Genomic DNA, 19060 nt, shown 5'->3' on the forward strand with positions numbered 1-19060 from the left:
TATGCGCAATTCAGCAGCTGTCATCGGGACGGCGCGTCGGCGCCTGCGCGCCGCCGGACTTCTGGCGACACTCGTGGTCGTCGCGAGCGCCCTCGTGGCCATCACGGTCCCCGAACCGGCCAACGCGACCGGCAGCACGTGCGGCCCGAGCATCAACCCCATCGTCTGCGAGAACTCGAAGCCCGGCACGGATCCGTACGTCTGGGACATCCAGGGGGCCGGTGACCCCAGCATCCAGGGGTTCGCCACCGACATCAGCGTCAACGCGGGCAGCAAGATCGCGTTCAAGATCGACACAGATGCCGCCTCGTACAAGGTCGACATCTACCGCACCGGGTATTACCAGGGCCTCGGGGCCCGGTTCATCCAGTCCGTTCCCGTGACGGCGACCCTGCCGCAGAAGCAGCCCGAGTGCATCTCGGATGAGACGACAGAGCTCTACGACTGCGGCACGTGGGGCGTGTCGGCGTCGTGGAATGTGCCCTCCACCGCCGTATCGGGTGTCTACATCGCTCTGCTGCACCGCAATGACACCGGCGGCGAGAGCCACATCATCTTCATCGTCCGCAACGACGGCAACCACTCCGACGTCGTCTTCCAGACATCCGATCCGACCTGGCAGGCCTACAACACCTACGGTGGATCGGACTTCTACCAGGGGGCGGCCAACGGCCGGGCGTACAAGATCAGCTACAACCGGCCGATCGTCACGCGCGGCTGGGTCGACGGGCGCGACGGCTATTTCAGCTCGGAGTACGCCACCGTGCGCTTCCTCGAGCGCAACGGCTACGACGTCAGCTACATGGCCGGGGTCGACACCGACCGGTACGGCGCGCAGCTGCTCAACCACAAGGTCTTCCTGTCGGTCGGCCATGACGAGTACTGGTCGGCGGCACAGCGCAAGAACGTCGAGGCCGCCCGGGACGCGGGCGTGAATCTGCAGTTCCTCTCCGGCAACGAGGTGTACTGGCACACGCGCTACGAAGCGTCCGCTGCCGACGGATCGAGCACGCCGTATCGCACGCTCGTGTCGTACAAGGAGACATGGGGGAACGCCGCCCATCCGCAAGGGGCGAAGATCGATGACTCCACTCCGGAGTGGACGGGCACCTGGCGAGATCCACGGTTCGCGTCCGCCGCGGACGGCGGCACGCTGCCGGAGAACGGGCTCACCGGCACGATGTACATGAGCAACAACACGGACCTGCCGTTGACCGTCACCGCGGCCGAGGGCAAGACGCGGCTGTGGCGCAACACCGGCCTGACCTCTCTTGCTGCCGGGACGTCGCAGGCGCTGGCGGCGCATACCGTCGGCTACGAGTCGGACGAGGATGTCGACAACGGCTTCCGGCCGGCGGGGCTCATCCGGCTCTCGACCACCATCGGTCCGACTCCGCAGTACCTGACCGACTACGGCAACGTCGTGGTGCCCGGAACGACCGAACACCATCTCACTCTCTATCGCGCCCAGAGCGGCGCGCTGGTGTTCGGCGCCGGAACGATCCAGTGGGGCTGGGGCCTGGACGCGACGCACGATGGTGACGGTGCACCCGCCGACCCGCGCATGCAGCAGGCCGAGGTCAACATGCTCGCCGACATGGGGGCCCAGCCCTCCACTCTCATGAGCGGTCTGACGGCCGCATCCAAGAGCACGGATTCGACACCGCCGACCACGACCATCACGAGCCCGGCGATCGGAGCGACGATCGCCGGCGGCACCAAGGTCACCGCGACCGGCACGGCTGCCGATGTGGGCGGCGTCGTCGCCGGTGTCGAAGTCTCCACCGACGGTGGGTCGACCTGGCATCCGGCCACCGGCACCACCTCCTGGACCTACACGTACATCCAGCAGGGTTCGGGCACCACCACGATCACGGCCCGGGCGATCGACGACAGCGCCAACTACTCATCCGCCGGCGTCTCCGTTCCGGTCACCGTGACCGCCCCGTACAGCGTCTTCGGAAACACCACTCCCGTGATCACCAGCACCGACGACACCGCCGCCGTTGAACTCGGCCTGCAGTTCACTCCGACCAGCGACGGCTTCGTCAACGGCGTGCGCTTCTACAAGGGCACGGCGAACACGGGGACCCACGTCGGATCCCTGTGGGATTCCACCGGGCAGCGGCTGGGCACCGTGACATTCACGAACGAGACTGCCACCGGGTGGCAGAAGGCCCTCTTCACGACACCGATCGAGGTCATCGCCGGGCAGAAATACACCGTCTCGTACACCGCGCCCAAGGGCGGATACGCGGCCGACGCGCGGTACTGGCCGTATGACGCACAGCCGAGCAGCCCCGTGTCCGTGACTCCGGGCGTCGGCGCCGCTTCGCCCGGGGTGTTCGGAGCCCCCGGCACGCTGCCGACCTCGAGCTGGTATGACACGAACTACTACGTCGATGTGCTGTTCGACAAGGTGGACGGGTCGCCGCTGCGGATCATGACGACCACTCCCACCCAGGGGTCGTCCAGCAACCCGGTCGGCGATCCGATCACGATCACCTTCTCCCGTGCTGTCGACACGGCCACCCTCTCGGTGACGCTCAAGGACGCCTCGGGGACCGCCGTCCCCGGGACGACCACGTACGACTCCACCACCAAGACCGCGACGTTCGACCCGTCGTCTGCGCTGGCGAACTCGACGAAGTACACCGTGACGGTCGCCGCGACAGATGAGCAGGGCGTCGCCCTCGCCCAGGGAACGGGGACGTGGGCGTTCACGACGGCGAGCGTCGTACTGCCCGACGGAACCTGCCCGTGTTCACTGTTCACCGATCTGACGCGCCCCGACATCGCCTCGGCATCCGATACCGATGCGGTCACGCTGGGGGTGAGGTTCTCCAGCACGCAGGCGGGGACGATCACGGCGCTTCGCTTCTACAAGGGCGCGGGCAACGGCGGTGTCCACACGGGAACGCTGTGGAACGCCACTGGAACCGCCCTCGCGACGGTGAACTTCACCGACGAGCCGACGCAGGGGTGGCAGACCGCGACGCTGTCGACACCCGTGTCCGTCTCCGCCGGCACCACCTACGTGGCCTCGTACACGGCGCCGGTGGGCGGATACTCCGTGTCCTCGGGGAAGTTCTCCGGCGCCTACACCCGCGGACCGCTGCAGGTTCCCGCCAACGGCGCCGTCTTCACCTACGCGGGCGGCTTCCCGAACCAGTCTTCGACCAGTGACTACGCGGTCGACGTCGTCTTCGCCGCGAAGGCCGCCGGACCCACTCTGGTCTCGGCCTCACCGCAGGACGGCGCCACCGGTGTGTCGACCGGCTCCACCATCAGCGCGACGTATGACGCGGCGCTGAGCAAGGCGACCATCACGGCCAGTGCCGGGGGTGCCGCGGTCGCAGGAGCCACATCGCTGTCGGGCGACGGCAAGACCGTGACATTCACCCCGTCGTCGACGCTGTCGGCCGGAGCGACCGTCACGGTCGCGGTCTCCGGCGTCGTCGGGGCGAACGGGGGAGCGGGGTCTGCCGCCACCTGGTCGTTCACCACCGCATCCGATTCCGGTTCGTCGATCGTCACGATGTTCAGTGGCCCGCCCACCGGGGCGACGACGGCGACCGACGACGCCGACTCCGTCGTCCTCGGGATGTCGTTCACGGCATCCGTTCCCGGGCAGGTCCAGGCGATCCGCTTCTACAAGGCGGCGACGAACACCGGCACGCACATCGGCTGGCTGTGGGGCTCCGGCTCGACGCCCCTGGCGACCGTGACCTTCTCCGGCGAATCGGCGAGCGGATGGCAGCGGGCCGTGCTGAGCACTCCGGTGGACATCGCTCCCGGTGTGGTCTACACGGTCTCGTATCTGGCACCGCACGGGAACTACACGTACAAGGGCGGAGCCTTCGCCGCACCGGTCACCAGCGGACCGCTCACGGCGACCTCTCCTGCGAACGGGACGTTCGTCTACGGTTCGTCGGGCCGACCGACGACATCGTGGAACTCCACCAACTACTTCGTCGACGTGGAATTCGCGACAGCCGTCTCCGGCACGGCCCAGACCCTCTTCGGCAGCACCATCCCGCAGAAGACGGCCGAACCGGATTCCGCCGCGGTCGAGGTCGGAACGGCGTTCACCGTCGCCGAACCCGGCGAGGTGACCGCGGTCCGGTTCTACAAGGGCGCGGGAAACACCGGCACCCACAACGGATCGCTGTGGGCCGCAGACGGCACCAAGCTCGCCGGTGTGATCTTCGCGAACGAGACCGATACCGGCTGGCAGCGGGAGCACTGACGACTCCGGTCCAGGTGTCGCCCGGCCAGACGTACGTCGTGTCGTACTTCGCGCCCGCCGGCCACTACGCGTCCCAGTACGGCTTCTTCTCCTCCGCGCTGGTGAACGGGAACATCACCGGGCTGGCGACCCAGAACGGACGCTACCTGTACGCCGCGAACGGTGGATTCCCGACGCAGTCCGTGGGCGCGACCTCATACTTCGTCGACGCCGAGATCGTGTTCGACGGGCAGTCGTCGACGCCGACGCCCACGCCGACGCCCACGCCGACCCCGACGCCCACGCCCACGCCGACCCCGACGCCCACGCCGACGCCGACCCCGACGCCCACGCCGACACCGACGCCGACGCCGACGCCGGAACCGGCGGTGGTGTACTCGGTCACCTCGGCCACGCCGGCCAGCGCCGCGGTGGATGTCTCGCCGACGACCACGGTGACGGCCACGTTCGACACCGATCCGGGAACCGCCCGGATCGCGCTGGCGAATTCGATCGGGAACGTGGCGGGGACCACCGCGTACGACGCCGCCACCAAGACCGTCACCTTCACCCCGACGGACCCGCTCGCGTGGAAGGCCTCGTACTCGGTCACGGTCACCGTCGACGGCGCTACGGTGACCGGCGGGACGTGGTCGTTCGCCACAGCCGACCCGCCTGTCGTGAAGACCGCGGAGACGATCTTCGGTGACGCACTGCCATCCAACCCCTGGTGGAACGACCCCGACGCCGTCCAGGTCGCGACCCGCTTCACCGTGGACACCGCCGGCCAAGCCACCGGGGTGCGGTTCTACAAGGGCAGCGCGAACACGGGGCAGCACACCGGGTTCCTCTGGAACGCGGACGGCACCAAGATCGCCCAGGTCGACTTCATGGGCGAGACCGCCGACGGGTGGCAGACCGCCCAGTTCGCGACGCCGGTGACGCTCGAGCCGAACACCGAGTATCGGGTCGGCCTCTACAGCACGACCGGCCGCTATGCCGTGGATATGGGAACGCTGGCCGCCGCAACGAGCGTCGGGCCGTTCACCATCCCTGCCCAGGGCAGTGCCTGGGTCTACTCACAAGACTTCCCCTCCAACCTGTCGACGAACAACTATTGGGTGGACGTGACCTTCACGCCGGCCGAATAGCAGCCGCCGCGCCGCCGGGGGAGGGCGACGCGACGAGACAAGGATTTCTGTGACTGAACGACTCAACGTCGCTGTGGTCGGGGCCGGATACTGGGGCCCGAACCTGGCGCGCAACTTCGCGGCGAGCTCCGAATGGGACCTCGCCGTCATCTGCGACCTCGACATCGAGCGCGCCCAACAGGTCTCAGATCGCGTGGGCGGGGTGCCGGTGTCGGCGAGTCTCGACGAGGTGCTGGCCGATCCCGCCATCGATGCGGTCGCGATCGCGACACCTGCCCGCACCCACCACTCCGTCGTGATGGCGGCGCTGGCCGCCGGCAAGCACGTCACGGTCGAGAAGCCGCTCGCCGACACGGTCGAACGCGGGCACGAGATGGTCGAGACCGCACGGGCCGAGGGGCTCGTGCTCATGGCCGATCACACCTACTGCTACACCCCCGCGGTGCTGAAGATCCGCGAGCTGATCGCGGCCGGCGACCTCGGCGACATCCTCTTCATCGACAGCGTCCGCATCAACCTCGGTCTCATCCAGCCCGACGTCGACGTCTTCTGGGATCTGGCGCCGCACGACCTGTCGATCATCGACTTCGTGCTGCCCGGCGGCATCGACTCCGCCACCGTGTCCGCCCACGGAGCCGATCCGCTGCGCACCGGCAAATCGTGCATCGGGTATCTCGCCATGCCGTTGGCGGGCGGTGCGATGGCCCACGTGCACGTCAACTGGCTCAGTCCCACGAAGATCCGCCAGATGGTCATCGGCGGCACGAAGCGCACCCTCGTCTGGGACGACCTCAACCCGCAGCAGCGGTTGAGCGTCTACGACCGCGGGGTCGACCTCGCGGAGCAGTCCAAGGCGACCACGACCGATGCCCGCGCCGCCAACATCTCCTACCGACTCGGCGACACCTGGGCCCCGGCGCTCCCCGAGAAGGAGGCGCTGTCGAACATGACGGCCGAGTTCGCCTCCGCGATCCGCGACCGACGCGAGGCCCGCACCGACGGCGCATCCGGACTGCGCGTGCTGTCGATCCTCGAAGCAGCCAAGGGCAGCCTCGGCCGCGACGGCGCCCCCTACCCTGTAGACACCACCCACGGAACGGACCGGACATGACCCAGATCGAAGGCGCGAACATCCTCGTCACCGGCGGTGCGGGAACGATCGGCTCGACCCTGGTCGACCAGCTCTTGGATGCCGGAGCCGCCCACGTCGACGTGCTCGACAACCTCGTCCGCGGCCGGGTCGCGAACCTCGACGATGCGCTGGCGACCGGACGGGCCACGCTCGTGGACGGCGACATCCGCGACCGGGCGGTCGTGGACGAGCTGGTCGCGGGCAAGGACATCGTGTTCCACCAGGCGGCCATCCGGATCACCCAGTGCGCCGAAGAGCCTCGACTCGCCCTCGAGGTGCTTGTCGACGGCACGTTCAACGTGGTCGAAGCCGCCGCCGCGCACAAGGTCGGAAAGCTGGTCGCCGCCTCCAGCGCGTCCGTCTACGGCATGGCCGAGGAGTTCCCGACGACCGAGCGGCACCACCACGAGAACAACGACACCCTCTACGGAGCGGCGAAGACCTTCAACGAGGGACTGGTGCGCAGCTTCCGTGCGATGAAGGGCATCGACTACGTGCTGCTGCGCTACTTCAACGTGTACGGCCCGCGCATGGATGTGCACGGACTGTACACCGAGGTGCTGGTGCGCTGGATGGAGCGGATCGTCGACGGCAAGCCGCCGCTGATCTTCGGTGACGGGAAGCAGACGATGGACTTCGTCTGCGTGCCCGACATCGCCCGTGCGAACGTGCTGGCGGCGGGCAGCGACATCGTCGAGGGCACCTACAACATCGCCAGCGGCACCGAGACGAGTCTGCTCGAGCTCGCCGAGGCGCTTGCGGGCGATGGATTCGGACCTCGGCGTCGAGTTCGGCCCGGAGCGCGCGGTCAACAACGTGTCGCGTCGACTCGCCGACGTCGGCGCCGCGAAGCGGGACCTCGGCTGGGAGTCGACGATCGGCCTCGAGGACGGGCTTGCGTCAACTCGTCGAGTGGTGGCGTCCGCTGCGAAACGAGATCGCGGCCGGTCGTGCGGTGGCCGCATCATGAGCGAGCGCATCAACGTCATGGTCCCCTGGCTCGGCCAGGAAGAGGCGGATGCCGTCGCGGAGGCGATCGCGAGCGGCTGGGTGGCGCAGGGACCGCGCGTGGCCCGGTTCGAGCAGGAGTTCGCGGCGGTGATGGCCGCGCCGTACGCGGTGGCCACGACCAGCTCGCACGACGGCGCTGCATCTCGCGCTCATCGTCGCCGGCGTCGGAGCAGGCGATGACGTCGTCATCCCGTCGTTCTCGTTCATCGCCACGACGAACGCCGTGCGCTATGTCGGCGCGAATCCGGTCTTCGCGGATGTCGACCCGCTCACCGGCAATGTGACCGGTGAGACGGTGCGCGCCGCGCTGACGCCGGGGACCCGCGCGGTCATCGCGGTCGACCAGGGCGGCGTCCCGCTCGACCTCGACGATGTGCGCGCGGTCACCGATCCGCTCGGGATCATCGTGGTGGAGGATGCCGCGTGCGGCGCGGGATCGACGTACAAGGGGCGGCCGGTGGGCGCCGGCGCCGAGATCGCGGCGTGGTCGTTCCATCCTCGCAAGCTCCTCACGACCGGCGAGGGCGGCATGCTCACCACCACGCACGAGAGCTGGGCGTCGCGGGCCAAGCATCTGCGCGAACACGCGATGAGTGTGTCTGCCGCCGATCGTCACCGGTCCGTCCTGCCGCCCGCCGAGGAGTACACCGAGGTCGGCTTCAACTTCCGGATGACCGACCTGCAGGCCGCGGTCGGACTCGTCCAGCTCGGCCGGCTGCCGGAGGTCGTGGCGCGTCGCCGTGAGATCGCGGCCCGCTACCAGGAGGCGATCGCCGAGATCGGCGGGCTGCGTGCGGTCGCCGATCCCGACTACGGCACCGGCAACTTCCAGTCGTTCTGGGTCGAGGTCGGGGACGAGTACCCCACGGATCGGGAAGGGCTGCTGGAGGCCCTCGCCCGCGCAGACATCTCGGCACGCCGTGGCATCATGGCCTCGCACCGGCAACCGCCGTATCGCCACTTGACTCCCGAGCGCGGGCTGCCGGTGACCGAGCGCCTCACCGATCGGACGCTGATCCTTCCGGTCTTCCACGCGCTGACCGGCGCCGACCAGGAGCGCGTCATCGCGGAGCTGCGACATCCCGGGGGATCGGGATCATGAGTGCGGGCTCGCTGCTCGTGGGGGCGAGCGGGCTGGCCCGCGAAGTCCTCGCCGCCGGTATCACCGGGGTCACCGGCATCCTCGATGATGATGTGGACCTGCATCAGACAGAGGTGGCCGGCGTGCCCGTGATCGGACCGCTCGCGCTCGCGCCGCAGCGGACCGAGGCAGCTGCTGGTGTGCGTGGGTCCGAGCGCGAGCCGCCGCAGCATCGTCCGCCGCTTCACGAAGTTCGGCATCGGCGACGACCGATACGCCACCTATGTCGCGCGCTCCGCGCGGCTCGGCAGCTCGAGTGACGTCGGCGTGGGCAGCATCCTTCTCGACTCGGTCGTCGTCACCGCAGACGCCCATATCGGAAGGCATGTGGTGATCATGCCCAACAGCACGATCACACACGATGACGTGCTCGAGGACTTCAGCACTCTTGCGGCGGGTGTGGCGCTGGGCGGGACCGTGCGCATACGCGAAGCGGCATACATCGGGATGAACGCCTCCGTGCGGCAAGGGCTGACGGTGGGGGCGGAGGCCACGATCGGGATGGGGGCCGCCGTCACCCGGGATGTGCCTGATCAGCAGACCTGGGCGGGCGTACCCGCACGAGAAATGGGAGACAACGCGTGAACGTGCCGTTCCTGGACCTGGCCGCACAGCAGGCCGAGATCGCCGACGAGGTGCTGCCGGTGTGGCAGCGCCAGTTCGCGTCCGCGGGCTTCATCGGCGGAGCGGAGGTCGAAGCGTTCGAGCAGGAGTACGCCGATTACATCGGCGTGGACCACGTGATCGGCGTCTCCAACGGCACCGACGCCCTCGAGCTCGCATATCGCGCCGCCGGCGTGGAGGCCGGCGACGAGGTCATCATGCCGGCGAACACGTTCATCGCGACGGCCGAGGCGGCATCGCGGATCGGAGCCGTCCCCGTCTTCGTCGACGTCGACGACGACCACCTGCTGATCGATCCGGACGCCATCGAGGCGGCCATCACCGATCGCACGCGCGCGATCGTCCCGGTTCACCTGTTCGGCCAGACGGCACCGGTCGAACGGATCACGCCGATCGCCGACAGGCACGGACTCGTGCTCATCGAGGACGCGGCGCAGTCGCAGGGCGCGACATCCGCGGCCGGCCGCGCCGGCGCACTGGGGCGGATCGCGGCGACCAGCTTCTACCCGGGCAAGAACCTGGGCGCGGCCGGCGACGCCGGTGCCGTGATGACCGATGATGCGGATGCCGCGGCCCTCATCCGCAACCTCGCGGCACACGGCAGCTCGGTCAAGTACGTGCACGACCACATCGGAATGAATGCGCGGCTGGACGCGATCCAGGCTCCGGTGCTGCGGGCGAAGCTGCGCCGGCTCGATCGCTGGAACCAGGCGCGGCGCGCGGCCGCGGCCCGCTACGCCGAGCTCCTCGCCGACATCGATGGGGTGCGTGTCCCCGCGGTGCATCCGGGCAACGAGGATGTCTGGCACCTGTACGTCGTCCGCGTCTCCGAACGCGACCGGGTCATGGCCGAGCTGGGCGAGGCCGGCATCGGCGTCGGCATCCACTACCCGACGATCGTGCCGCTGGCCGACGCCTATGCGGGTCTCGGCTACCGACGGGGACAGTTCCCCGTCGCCGAAGCCGCGGCCGACCGCATCCTGTCGCTGCCGATGTTCCCGCACCTGACCGCGGCGCAGCAGGATGTCGTCGTCGCGGCGCTGCACCAGGCAATCGGCTGAGCGGTCCGATCATGCGCATCCTCGTCCACCTGAACAGCCTCGAACTCGGCGGCACGCAGATCAACGCCGTCGACTTCGCGCACGAGCTTCGTGCGCGCGGGTACGAGTCGGTTCTCGTCGGCGATCGGCGCAGCGCCGGGCCCGGTCCGAGCCTGTACGACTACGCGTGCACGCGGGACGTGCGCATCGAGGCCTACGAGCCGGAGCCGGGCATGGCGGCCCACGCCCGGCAGCTGAAGCGGATGGCCGAGGCGCTGGGCGTCGATCTCATCCACGTGTACGGGATGTGGGGTGCGGCCCGCCCGACCTACTGGGGTCCCTCCCGATTCGGACGCCTGCCGTGGGTGCAGACCGTGTACGAGATGAGCGTCACCCCGGTTGTGCACCGGCACATGCCGCTGGTCGTCGGCACCGGCTACCTCGTCGACGAGCTGGCGGCGCGACCCGGTCGAACGATCCTCGTCTCGCCGCCGGTGGATCTGACGGCGGACTCGCCAGAGGGCGCCGAGGGGGATGGCTTCCGAACGACGCATGAGTTGGGCGACGGCGTGCTCATGGGGATCGTCAGTCGGCTGGACAGCCGCATGAAGGCGGTCTCGATCGGGGTGGCCATCGAGGCGATGCGCGACCTTGCCTCCACCGGAGCCACACTGTTCGTCGTCGGCGGCGGTGACGCGGAGAGCGCGCTGCGAGCTCAGGCGGGTGCGGTCAACGAGGCGGTGGGGCGCCAGGTCGTGCGCCTGCTCGGACCGTCCTCCGATCCTCGACCCGCGTATTCCGCGGCCGACATCATGCTGGGCATGGGCGGGTCGGCCGCACGCGCCCTGGCGTTCGGCAAGCCGCTCATCGTGCAGGGCGAGGCGGGGTGGTCCGAGCTGTTCGAGCCGGGTACCGCGAACGCGCTCGCACGATCCAGCTATTGGAGCCCAGATCGACCCGCCGACCCCGTCGGCGATCTCGTGCGGATCGCCGCCCCTCTGATCGTCGACGATTCTCAGCGGCGGGAGCTCGGCCGATTCGGGCGGGAGTTCGCCGTCGAGCGATTCGGACTGGATGCCATGTCCGACCGCATGGCGGAGTTCTATGCAGCCGCGGTGGGCTCCTACCGCCGGCGCGAATGGATCCTCGATCTTCCGCGCGAAGGCCGGCGTCTCCTGGAGAAGATCGGCCGACTTCTTCGCGGCGGGCTGCGGGGCCCAGGTGCGGGTGGTGATCTCGGATGACTCATCCACCCTCGGAGGAGCCGGACTACCGGGCCGTCCCGGAGACGGAGTACGGGTCCGTCCCGGAGCCCCAGTGGACCCCGCCCGACGTGACAGTGGCGGTGGGAGGCGGCGACACCGGAGGGGACGACGGCGACTCGGGCAACGTCAGCGGCCGGGCCGCTTCCGGAGTCCTGTGGCTGACCGCTCAGAAGTGGGCGATCCGGCTTCTCGGCTTCGTGACGATCGCCGTCCTGACCCGGCTGCTCTCGCCCGAGGACTTCGGCACGGTGGCCGCAGGCATCCACTGTCCTGCCCTTCTTCTTCCTGCTGGCCGACCTCGGCTTCGCCGCGTACATCGTGCAGGTCGACAAGAGCGATCAGCGGATGCTCAGCACGGCGTTCTGGTTCTCGCTCGCGGCGGGTGTCGTCCTGTGCGGCGCGATGATGGCGTTGTCGCCGGTGCTGGGACTGGTGTTCCGGGATGAGGATGTGGTCCCGGTCATGCAGGCCCTGTCGGTGTGGGTCGTGCTCACCGCTGCGGGTTCCGTGCCGATGGCACTTCTTCGCCGTCGGATGCGCTTCGCCGTCCTCGCATCACAGGGCGCGATCGCGGCGGGCCTGGCGCAGGTCGTGGCGATGGTGATGGCATTCTCGGGGTTCGGTGTGTGGGCGCTGGTGGCGCAGACACTGGTGGCTCCGCTGATCACCACGATCCTCGCCTGGATCACCGCGAGGTGGCGACCCACACGATCCTTCTCCCCGTCGGAGTTCCGGACGATGGCGACGTTCGGCGGGAAGGTGTTGGGCGTCGAGTTCGTCGCGATGCTGCGGGCCTGGGGTGAGGCCGCCGTGATCTCCGCCACTCTGGGTGTCGCCGCGTTCGGCTACATGAACATCGCGCAACGGCTCGTCCAGGTCGTACAGGATCTGACCGGAAGCGCCATCGTCCCGGTGATGCAGGTCGCGTTCGCCAAGATCCGCGATCAACCCGAGCGGCTTCGCAGCGCCTATCTGCGGGCCCTGCAGTTGGTCTACTTCGCCTTGTCCCTGCCGTTGACGATCCTGGCGGTCACCGCCCCCCTCCTGGTCCCCATCGTCTTCGGACAAGGGTGGGAGGCAAGCTATCAGGTGGCGCAGATCCTGTCCCTTGCCGGCATCCTCACCGTGGGCGCCTGGCTCGACTACGGCATGTTCTACGGCGTCGGCAGACCCGGCGTGTGGTTCGTCTATGCCTTGATCATCGACGCCCTCACGTTCGGAACGACTGCCGCCCTGGCGCATCTCGGGCTTGTCGCCATCGCCTGGGGGTTCCTCGGCGTGTGCATCATCGCCACCATCTCGCGATGGTTCCTGACATCTCGGCTTCTCAAGACGCGCGCGCGTGTGGTGGCCAGGCCATTCGGATTCCTGCTCGCCGCCGTGGCGATTTCGGGAGCCGGGGGATGGGGCGTTGCCGCAGCGACTCAGACGCTGCCCGCGTGGACCTCAGTGGTCCTCGTTGCGGTGGCCGTGACCGTCTTGCATCTGGCGGTCACACGTTTGATGGCACCACGGGTCATTCCCGAGCTGCTGACCATCGTCGCCCGATCCAAATGGGGCAAGCGGATCCCGTACATTCGCAGGTTCAGGGAGGATGGGTAGATGAGCGACGACGCCACGGCGCCGGCGGAAGGGGCGCGCACTCCGGTGTCCATCGTGTGTGTGTTCAACGATCCCGATGTCCTGGCCAGCTGCCTGCAGCGGTCGATCGACGCCGGCCGTGTAGACGCGTCTGAGACGCAGTTCCTTCCCGTCGACAACCGAGACGGTGTGTTCGCGACGGCGGGAGCAGCGCTCAACCACGGTGCAGCCCAGGCCGAGAACGACGTGATCGTGTTCGTCCACCAGGACGTGTACCTGCACTCCCTGGTCGAGTTGGAACGCGTTGCCGGTGAACTCCTGGCGGACGCGTCCGTCGGCGTCGTCGGGGCCGCCGGAATCGACGCGCACAAGCGCATCCAGGGGCGGATTCGCGACCGCGTGATCGCCCTCGGCGCGGCGGCACCCACGTGGCGCGACGTGGAGAGCATGGACGAGGTGCTGTTCATGATCACTCGCCGGCAATGGGCCGACGAGCCCCTGGCGGACCAGGCTTCGCTCGGTTGGCACGCCTACGCCGTCGAGTACTCGGCACGCATGCGCAGTCGCGGACGAAGGGCCGCCGTCCGCGACATCCCGCTCACACACAACAGTCTCACCGTGAACCTCGACCGCCTCGACGTCGCCCATCGCTGGGTGGGGGATGCCTACCCCGGCCTGCTGCCGCTGCAGACCACGTGCGGCACGATCGAGGCAGGCGGGAGCCCGGGCGGCTGGTCGAGGCTTGCGCCGCAAGGCACAGGGCCTGGCACGGTGGGGACGAGAGTCTTGGGCGGCTGTCCGAGCCCAGGCACCCGTCACCCTGAGCGACATCGTGCTCGCCGACGTGCGGTTCGTCATCGATGAGCTCGCGCGGCGCAAGCGGCAGTTCATCGATCCGAGCAGCAGATCTCAGGTCGACGGGAACCGGCGGCACGGCGGTCGACGGCCTCACCCGTTTCGGCCTTCCGTTTGCTGCGTCCTCCGAGGACCGCGCCGGGATGCAGGCTCTGATCGCGCAGCGCAAGAGGGAGGAACTTCTTATCCTGACAAACCTCGAACCGGCGGTCCTTTCCGCGTTCGAACTCGAGGACAGGACCTACGTGGTCGGTCACTCGCAGGAGGCTGGACTGTGGCTCGCCGTCGGCGTGCAGCGCGACGACCTGGCCGAACTCCTGCCCGCGCGACGGAGTCGGCCGTACGCCGGGCTCATTCCCACCCGGCCGCGCACCGAGGCCGTGGAGACGGCGTGACATTGACCTCGGGCCGGGTGGCGGGTGCGGTCAGCGCGCGGCTCTTCGGTGCCCTGGCCGATGGGACGAGTCTGCTGCCGCCGAAGTGGCGTTACGCCTACGCCCATCCCATCCTGCGGCGACTCTTCTCCGGTCGCGTGTACTCGCTCCCACCGGTGGCCCACCCGAAGGCCGCAAGCCCCGGTCCCAGACAGCGCCGTCCATGCCACCGACATGGTGTGCGCCATCGTGACGGATCGACTCGACATCGGTGGGATCGGGGCCGTTGTGGAGATGCTGGTGCGCCGGATGCCGCGGCACGGCATCCGGCCGGTGATCGTCTGCGTCGGCGACGGCCCCCGCGCGATGCGTCTTCGCGCCGCCGGCGTCGAAGTGATCTCGGTGCCGCCGGATGAGACCCAGGCCACCGCCCTGCAGGGGATCGATGCCGATGTCGTGCAGCTCGCACAGTGCACCTCCGCTCCTGGAGAAGGCGGCCATCCAGACCGGGCTCCCGCTGATCCCCGTCCTCCACAACACCGAGATCCATTACACCCGGGCGCAGTGGAGCCGATTCGAGACGCTGTTGGCTCACAGCTTCACGGCGGTGGCCGTCAGCCGCGTCGTCGCGGACTTCCACGCACGCCACGTTCCGGCGTCCCTGCACGATCGGCTCGTGGTCGTCCCGAACGGCGCACCGAATCCCGGTCCGCCGGATGCGGAAGCGCGTCGCGTCGCGCGAGACCACCTCGCGGACGGGCTCGGGGGAGTGCTCGGTGAGGACGATGTGGTCTTCGTGTGCCTGGCCCGTTACGACGCGCAGAAGAACAATGCCGGTACCGTCGCCGGCTTCGTTCGGGCCCTCGCGCAGACCGATGTCCCGATGCACCTCGTGCTGGCGGGAGACCCCTCTGACTGGGTGGAGTATCGCCGCGCCGACGGTCTGCGGCGAGAAAGCCGCTTCGCACAGCGGGTTCACCTGTTCGGCAACTCCGATGCCGGGGTGCTTCTGAGCGCAAGCCGACGCGTTCCTGCTGAATTCATTCTTCGAGGGCTGGCCGATGGCAGCGACCGAAGCGATGGGGCATGGCCTTCCTCTCGTTCTCAGCGACGTCGGCGGCTCTCGCGAGCTGATCGCACGAGATCGGAGCCGGTCTGTGCTGGTCTCGAATGCGACCGGGGCGGCGGATGGGGTGACGGATGCTCGGGTGGCTGCACAGCGCCGCCGATCGCGTCATCAGCCGAACGCGCAAGAGCTCGCCGACGCGATCACGACGGTCGCCGAGGGTGTGCTCCGTCGCCGCGGGGACGAGACGGACGACGTCGCGACGGTCGCCGACGTCGGCCTGGACACGATGGCCGCCGCGCATGCGGAAGTGCTCCGGAATGCAGTGCGGAACTGAAACGGACGGGAGGATGCGGTGGCGATCGCCACCGCATCCTCCCGTCACGAGGTCATCCGAGGATCACGGCTGGCGGACGACCGAGCCCTTCGCATCGGCTCCGCTTGAGCTGTAGATGTAGTTGTCAGCCCACTGCGCCCATCCCGGACCGCGCTGCACGTAGGTCGCGCCGAATCCGGTGCCGGAGAATCGGTTGTTGACCGCCCGCAGGTTGCTGTACGGGTCGTTCAGCTCGTTGACGCCCATCTGGTAGCCATTGCCCTCGAGGTAGTTTCCCTGCACGAGGACGTTGTCGATGCGGCCGGAGTACGACTGGATGAACAGCGCACCCGTGTCGTTGCCGGAGTTCGCGTCGAACCGGTTGTCGACGATCGCCAGCTGACGGTCGGCGCGCGACGCGGCAGTGAAATCGCGCACGGTGAACGCGTCGCAATGGTTCCCGGTGGTGGCGGGGTCGCCCCAGGCGATCAGGTCGGTCACGTAGTTCCGCTCGATCCGGACATCGAGGCTGGATCCGGACTTCATGACGGCGATGCCGCTGCCGAAGCCGTGGATGTAGTTGCTCACGAGGTTGGCATTGCCCATCGTGCCGGTGGCCCAGGCGGCGCTCTCCTTGCTGAGCTTCGAACCGTCGATCTCGCTGTCCCGAACGGTGACCTTGCTCGATGCGATCTTGAAGGTGTTGTAGTCCTGGGTGCTGATGATCGGCATCCCTCGACCGGCGCTGGTGGGCTGGATGCAGCTCTTCTCGATCGTGATGTTTCCCGCTGACAGGTTCAACCCGCTCGTGATGAGCTTTCCGGAGATCACTGTCCCCGCCGGCACGTCAGCGCTGCCCGAATAGCGCGGCAGCGTGGCGCAGGACAGACCGAGCGGGGCCAGCCCCACGGTCTTGGCATTCACGGTCCAGCCCGGGCCTGACGTGCTTCCCGCGTCTGGCGGCGTGCTCGGAGGCGTGGTCGGCTTGGTCGTGGGTGTCGGCTTCGGAGTCGGCGTGGTGGTCGGCTTCGGAGTCGGCTTGGCCGTGGGCTTCGGTGTCGGCCTGGTTGTGGGCTTGGTGGTCGGGTGAGTACTCGGTACCGGGTTTGCGGAGGTCGGCTCGGTGCTCGGCGTCGGGTGAGCGGGTGTCGTCGGCTCGGCGCTCTCCCGCCGCCGGACTTGTGGAACACGACGTCGACGAGGTAGTTCGATCCCTTGTAGGTGTGCCGAGGGAAGGCCGACTGTCCGTACTGGTAGACGCCGGCGTTGGCGCGCAGCACGAATCCATTCTGCTTGCGCGACGAGGTCAGGTCGTTCTCCGTTACCGAGTACGCGCCACGCGAGGCGTGGTACGACACGACATACTGTTCGCCCGCACGCAGTCGGATGTGGTCGTCAAGGGGGAGGGTGTGCCACCCTGCGGTGCCATTGGGACCGACGTTCACGCGTGCGAGCACGCCGCCATCGGATGACCACAGCGTCGCAGACGTGACGCCCGATCGAGCGGGGCTCTGGTAGTACTGCAGCGCAGTGACGTCGCCGTTGTGCTGCGGTGAGAATGCCACACCGAGCTCGACGGCGGACCGATCGGGGTCGACCGCGACGGCCGGGGACAGGTTGTCGGAGAAGATCCCGGGCGTGGACTGGGCGCGGGCCAGCGCCGGGACCGCGGCCAGCGCTCCAGCCGCGACCACCGTGCCTGCGAGGACGGCGATCAGCTTTCGGGTGCGTCTGGTCAGCTTGCGGGCACGGCGGGCAGACGCGCGCGTCTGCGGATTCTCGGGAGGCATTACTACTCCGGGGTAGCGGAAGGGTGGGTGCTAGCAGAGTAATTGATGAAACTGTGATGAACACGTTATATGAACGATGCCTCATTCCCAGGACATCACGAGCCGGCGCGCTCAGGCCCGGTATGTTCCCGTAGGAACCGTCGCAGCTCGTGCTCGTCATCCAGATCGACATACGTCGCCGCTGCATGATCAGCGTCGGTGGTGGGGCGCGGAGCGTAGGGCCAGTTCGCCTGTCGCTCCGGAGTGGCTGCATTCGCCAGCAGATCGTCGAAGACCCCGACGTATGCCTCCGCCTGCGGCTTCCAGTCGAGTTCGTCGACCACCCGTCGGCGCGCTTGCACCCCGAGCTCCACGCGCCGGTCGGGGTCGTCGAGCAGTGCCTCGATGGCGTCCGCGAAGGCGGAGATGTCGCCGGAGGACACGAACACTCCGGTGTCACCCGCAGACACGCGCGTCTCGGTCAGATCGAAGGACACGGCGGGCACGCCGTAGGCCATGTACTCCATCGTCTTGTTCATCGTCGACACGTTGTTCAGGGGTGTGTTCAGATCGGGGCCCAACCCGATGTCCGCGGAGCTCAGATACTGTGCGATCTGATCGGGCCCGACGCGTCCGGTGAACACGACATAGTCGTCGAGTCCGCGCTTCGTGCACTCCCGTTTGAGCTCGTCGAGGCAATCGCCGAAGCCCATCAGGACAGCGCGCACGCGCGTGCGTTGACGGTGGTGCACGAGGTCGTCCATCACGGCGAGGATATTCTCGACACCGTCCTGAGGCCCCATGATCCCCAGGTATGCCAGGACGTGGTCCGCCCCCTCGCGAATGGCCGGATCCGGGTACACCGGCCGCATGACCGTGGTATCCGGCCCGCTTCGCACGATGGTGACGACTTCAGAAGGCACGCCGCCGCGGCGCTGCGCGATCTGCTTGTACGAGCCATTCGTGGAGATGACCCGGTCGGCCACTCGATAGGTGCTGCGCTCGAGCAGCACGAGGCCGCCGAGCTGCATCCGGCCCGGGATGCCCGTAGGCCGACCGAACCGTGAAATGTACAGTTCCGGGTTCAGATCGTGCTGGTCGAACACGAATCGAACGCCGCGCGCACGCCAGAGGAGGGCCAGCAGCCAGTAAGTGTCCGGCGGGTTGCATGCCTGGATCACGTCGAAGCCGTGTCGACGTCGCACCCGCAGCGATCGCAGCGCGGTCCGAATCCAGGAGTAGGCGAACTCCACGGCGAAGCCAAGGAGGCCACTCGCCTCGGGAGCGGGCGCGTACTTGTAGACGTGGATGCCGTCGATCTCCTGGAACGAGGGATCCCCCGGACCCTTAGGGCAGATGACCGAGACCTCGTACCCCTGGGCGTTGAGCGCTTGACACTCCAGCCAGACTCTGCGGTCCAACGGCACCGGCAGGTTCTGCACGATGATGAGCACGCGCGGGCGTGTATTCGTCCTTGTCATGCGGGAGACCCCCAGTGATCCGCCGA

12 protein-coding genes and 3 pseudogenes are annotated in these 19060 nt (G+C 68.2%); 12 read left to right on the plus strand and 3 right to left on the minus strand.

The features are described from left to right. The first annotated feature begins 1 nt into the window (after nt 1). The 12 genes and pseudogenes from L2X98_RS11620 to L2X98_RS11675 form a co-directional block, all read left to right on the plus strand. Complete coding sequence (locus L2X98_RS11620) at nt 2–4249, plus strand: DUF4082 domain-containing protein (protein ID WP_259611002.1); 4248 nt, start codon at nt 2–4, stop codon at nt 4247–4249. Between the two features lie 14 nt (nt 4250–4263). Next, nucleotides 4264–5379 (plus strand): DUF4082 domain-containing protein, encoded by a 1116-nt coding sequence (locus L2X98_RS11625; RefSeq protein WP_259611003.1) that lies wholly within the window; start codon nt 4264–4266, stop codon nt 5377–5379. A 49-nt stretch (nt 5380–5428) separates the two neighbouring features. Continuing rightward, the gene (locus tag L2X98_RS11630) at nt 5429–6490 is read left to right on the plus strand and encodes a Gfo/Idh/MocA family protein (protein WP_259611004.1); all 1062 of its coding nucleotides are present in this window, start codon (nt 5429–5431) and stop codon (nt 6488–6490) included. Next, nucleotides 6487–7481: pseudogene (locus L2X98_RS11635) on the plus strand (NAD-dependent epimerase/dehydratase family protein). The gene L2X98_RS11630 and the pseudogene L2X98_RS11635 overlap by 4 nt, the downstream one beginning before the upstream one ends. After that, nucleotides 7478–8624, plus strand: a pseudogene (locus L2X98_RS11640) (DegT/DnrJ/EryC1/StrS family aminotransferase). Before L2X98_RS11635 ends, L2X98_RS11640 begins: the two co-directional pseudogenes overlap by 4 nt. Before the next feature lie 183 nt (nt 8625–8807). After that, nucleotides 8808–9248, plus strand: coding sequence for an LbetaH domain-containing protein (locus tag L2X98_RS11645; protein WP_354002759.1), 441 nt, complete (start codon nt 8808–8810; stop codon nt 9246–9248). Beyond that, the gene (locus L2X98_RS11650) at nt 9245–10348 is read left to right on the plus strand and encodes a DegT/DnrJ/EryC1/StrS family aminotransferase (RefSeq protein ID WP_435526192.1); all 1104 of its coding nucleotides are present in this window, start codon (nt 9245–9247) and stop codon (nt 10346–10348) included. Before L2X98_RS11645 ends, L2X98_RS11650 begins: the two co-directional genes overlap by 4 nt. A gap of 11 nt (nt 10349–10359) precedes the next feature. Beyond that, nucleotides 10360–11571 carry a glycosyltransferase family 4 protein gene (locus L2X98_RS11655; RefSeq protein WP_259611005.1) on the plus strand — a complete coding sequence of 404 codons (1212 nt, stop codon included), beginning with the start codon at nt 10360–10362 and terminating at the stop codon, nt 11569–11571. 339 nt (nt 11572–11910) lie between these two features. Further along, nucleotides 11911–13194 (plus strand): oligosaccharide flippase family protein, encoded by a 1284-nt coding sequence (locus tag L2X98_RS11660; RefSeq protein WP_259611006.1) that lies wholly within the window; start codon nt 11911–11913, stop codon nt 13192–13194. Then, complete coding sequence (locus L2X98_RS11665) at nt 13195–14037, plus strand: glycosyltransferase family protein (protein ID WP_259611007.1); 843 nt, start codon at nt 13195–13197, stop codon at nt 14035–14037. Further along, entirely contained in the window at nt 14034–14423 is a 390-nt protein-coding gene (locus L2X98_RS11670) for a hypothetical protein (protein ID WP_259611008.1), read from the plus strand. Before L2X98_RS11665 ends, L2X98_RS11670 begins: the two co-directional genes overlap by 4 nt. Before the next feature lie 1004 nt (nt 14424–15427). After that, nucleotides 15428–15805: pseudogene (locus L2X98_RS11675) on the plus strand (glycosyltransferase); the annotation flags it as partial. A 63-nt stretch (nt 15806–15868) separates the two neighbouring features. On the opposite strand, the gene L2X98_RS11680 reads toward L2X98_RS11675, so the two are convergent. From L2X98_RS11680 to L2X98_RS11690, 3 genes are all read right to left on the minus strand, one after another. Then, nucleotides 15869–16708 carry a right-handed parallel beta-helix repeat-containing protein gene (locus L2X98_RS11680; RefSeq protein WP_259611009.1) on the minus strand — a complete coding sequence of 280 codons (840 nt, stop codon included), beginning with the start codon at nt 16706–16708 and terminating at the stop codon, nt 15869–15871. Next, complete coding sequence (locus tag L2X98_RS11685; protein WP_259611010.1) at nt 16705–17574, minus strand: DUF4082 domain-containing protein; 870 nt, start codon at nt 17572–17574, stop codon at nt 16705–16707. The genes L2X98_RS11680 and L2X98_RS11685 overlap by 4 nt, the downstream gene beginning before the upstream one ends. 95 nt (nt 17575–17669) lie before the next feature. Next, a complete protein-coding gene (locus tag L2X98_RS11690) occupies nt 17670–19007 on the minus strand; it encodes a glycosyltransferase family 4 protein (RefSeq protein WP_259611011.1) in 1338 nt (445 codons plus the stop codon). Nucleotides 19008–19060 lie beyond the last annotated feature (53 nt).

This window comes from Microbacterium elymi (assembly GCF_021582895.2).
Classification (GTDB): Bacteria; Actinomycetota; Actinomycetes; order Actinomycetales; family Microbacteriaceae; genus Microbacterium; species Microbacterium humicola.

Coding starts and splice junctions, on each gene's coding strand:
- L2X98_RS11620 (WP_259611002.1), top strand. CDS start 2: ATGCGCAATTCAGCAGCTGTCATCGGGACGGCGCGTCGGCGCCTGCGC.
- L2X98_RS11655 (WP_259611005.1), top strand. CDS start 10,360: ATGCGCATCCTCGTCCACCTGAACAGCCTCGAACTCGGCGGCACGCAG.
- L2X98_RS11665 (WP_259611007.1), top strand. CDS start 13,195: ATGAGCGACGACGCCACGGCGCCGGCGGAAGGGGCGCGCACTCCGGTG.
- L2X98_RS11670 (WP_259611008.1), top strand. CDS start 14,034: ATGAGCTCGCGCGGCGCAAGCGGCAGTTCATCGATCCGAGCAGCAGAT.
- L2X98_RS11685 (WP_259611010.1), bottom strand. CDS start 17,574: ATGCCTCCCGAGAATCCGCAGACGCGCGCGTCTGCCCGCCGTGCCCGC.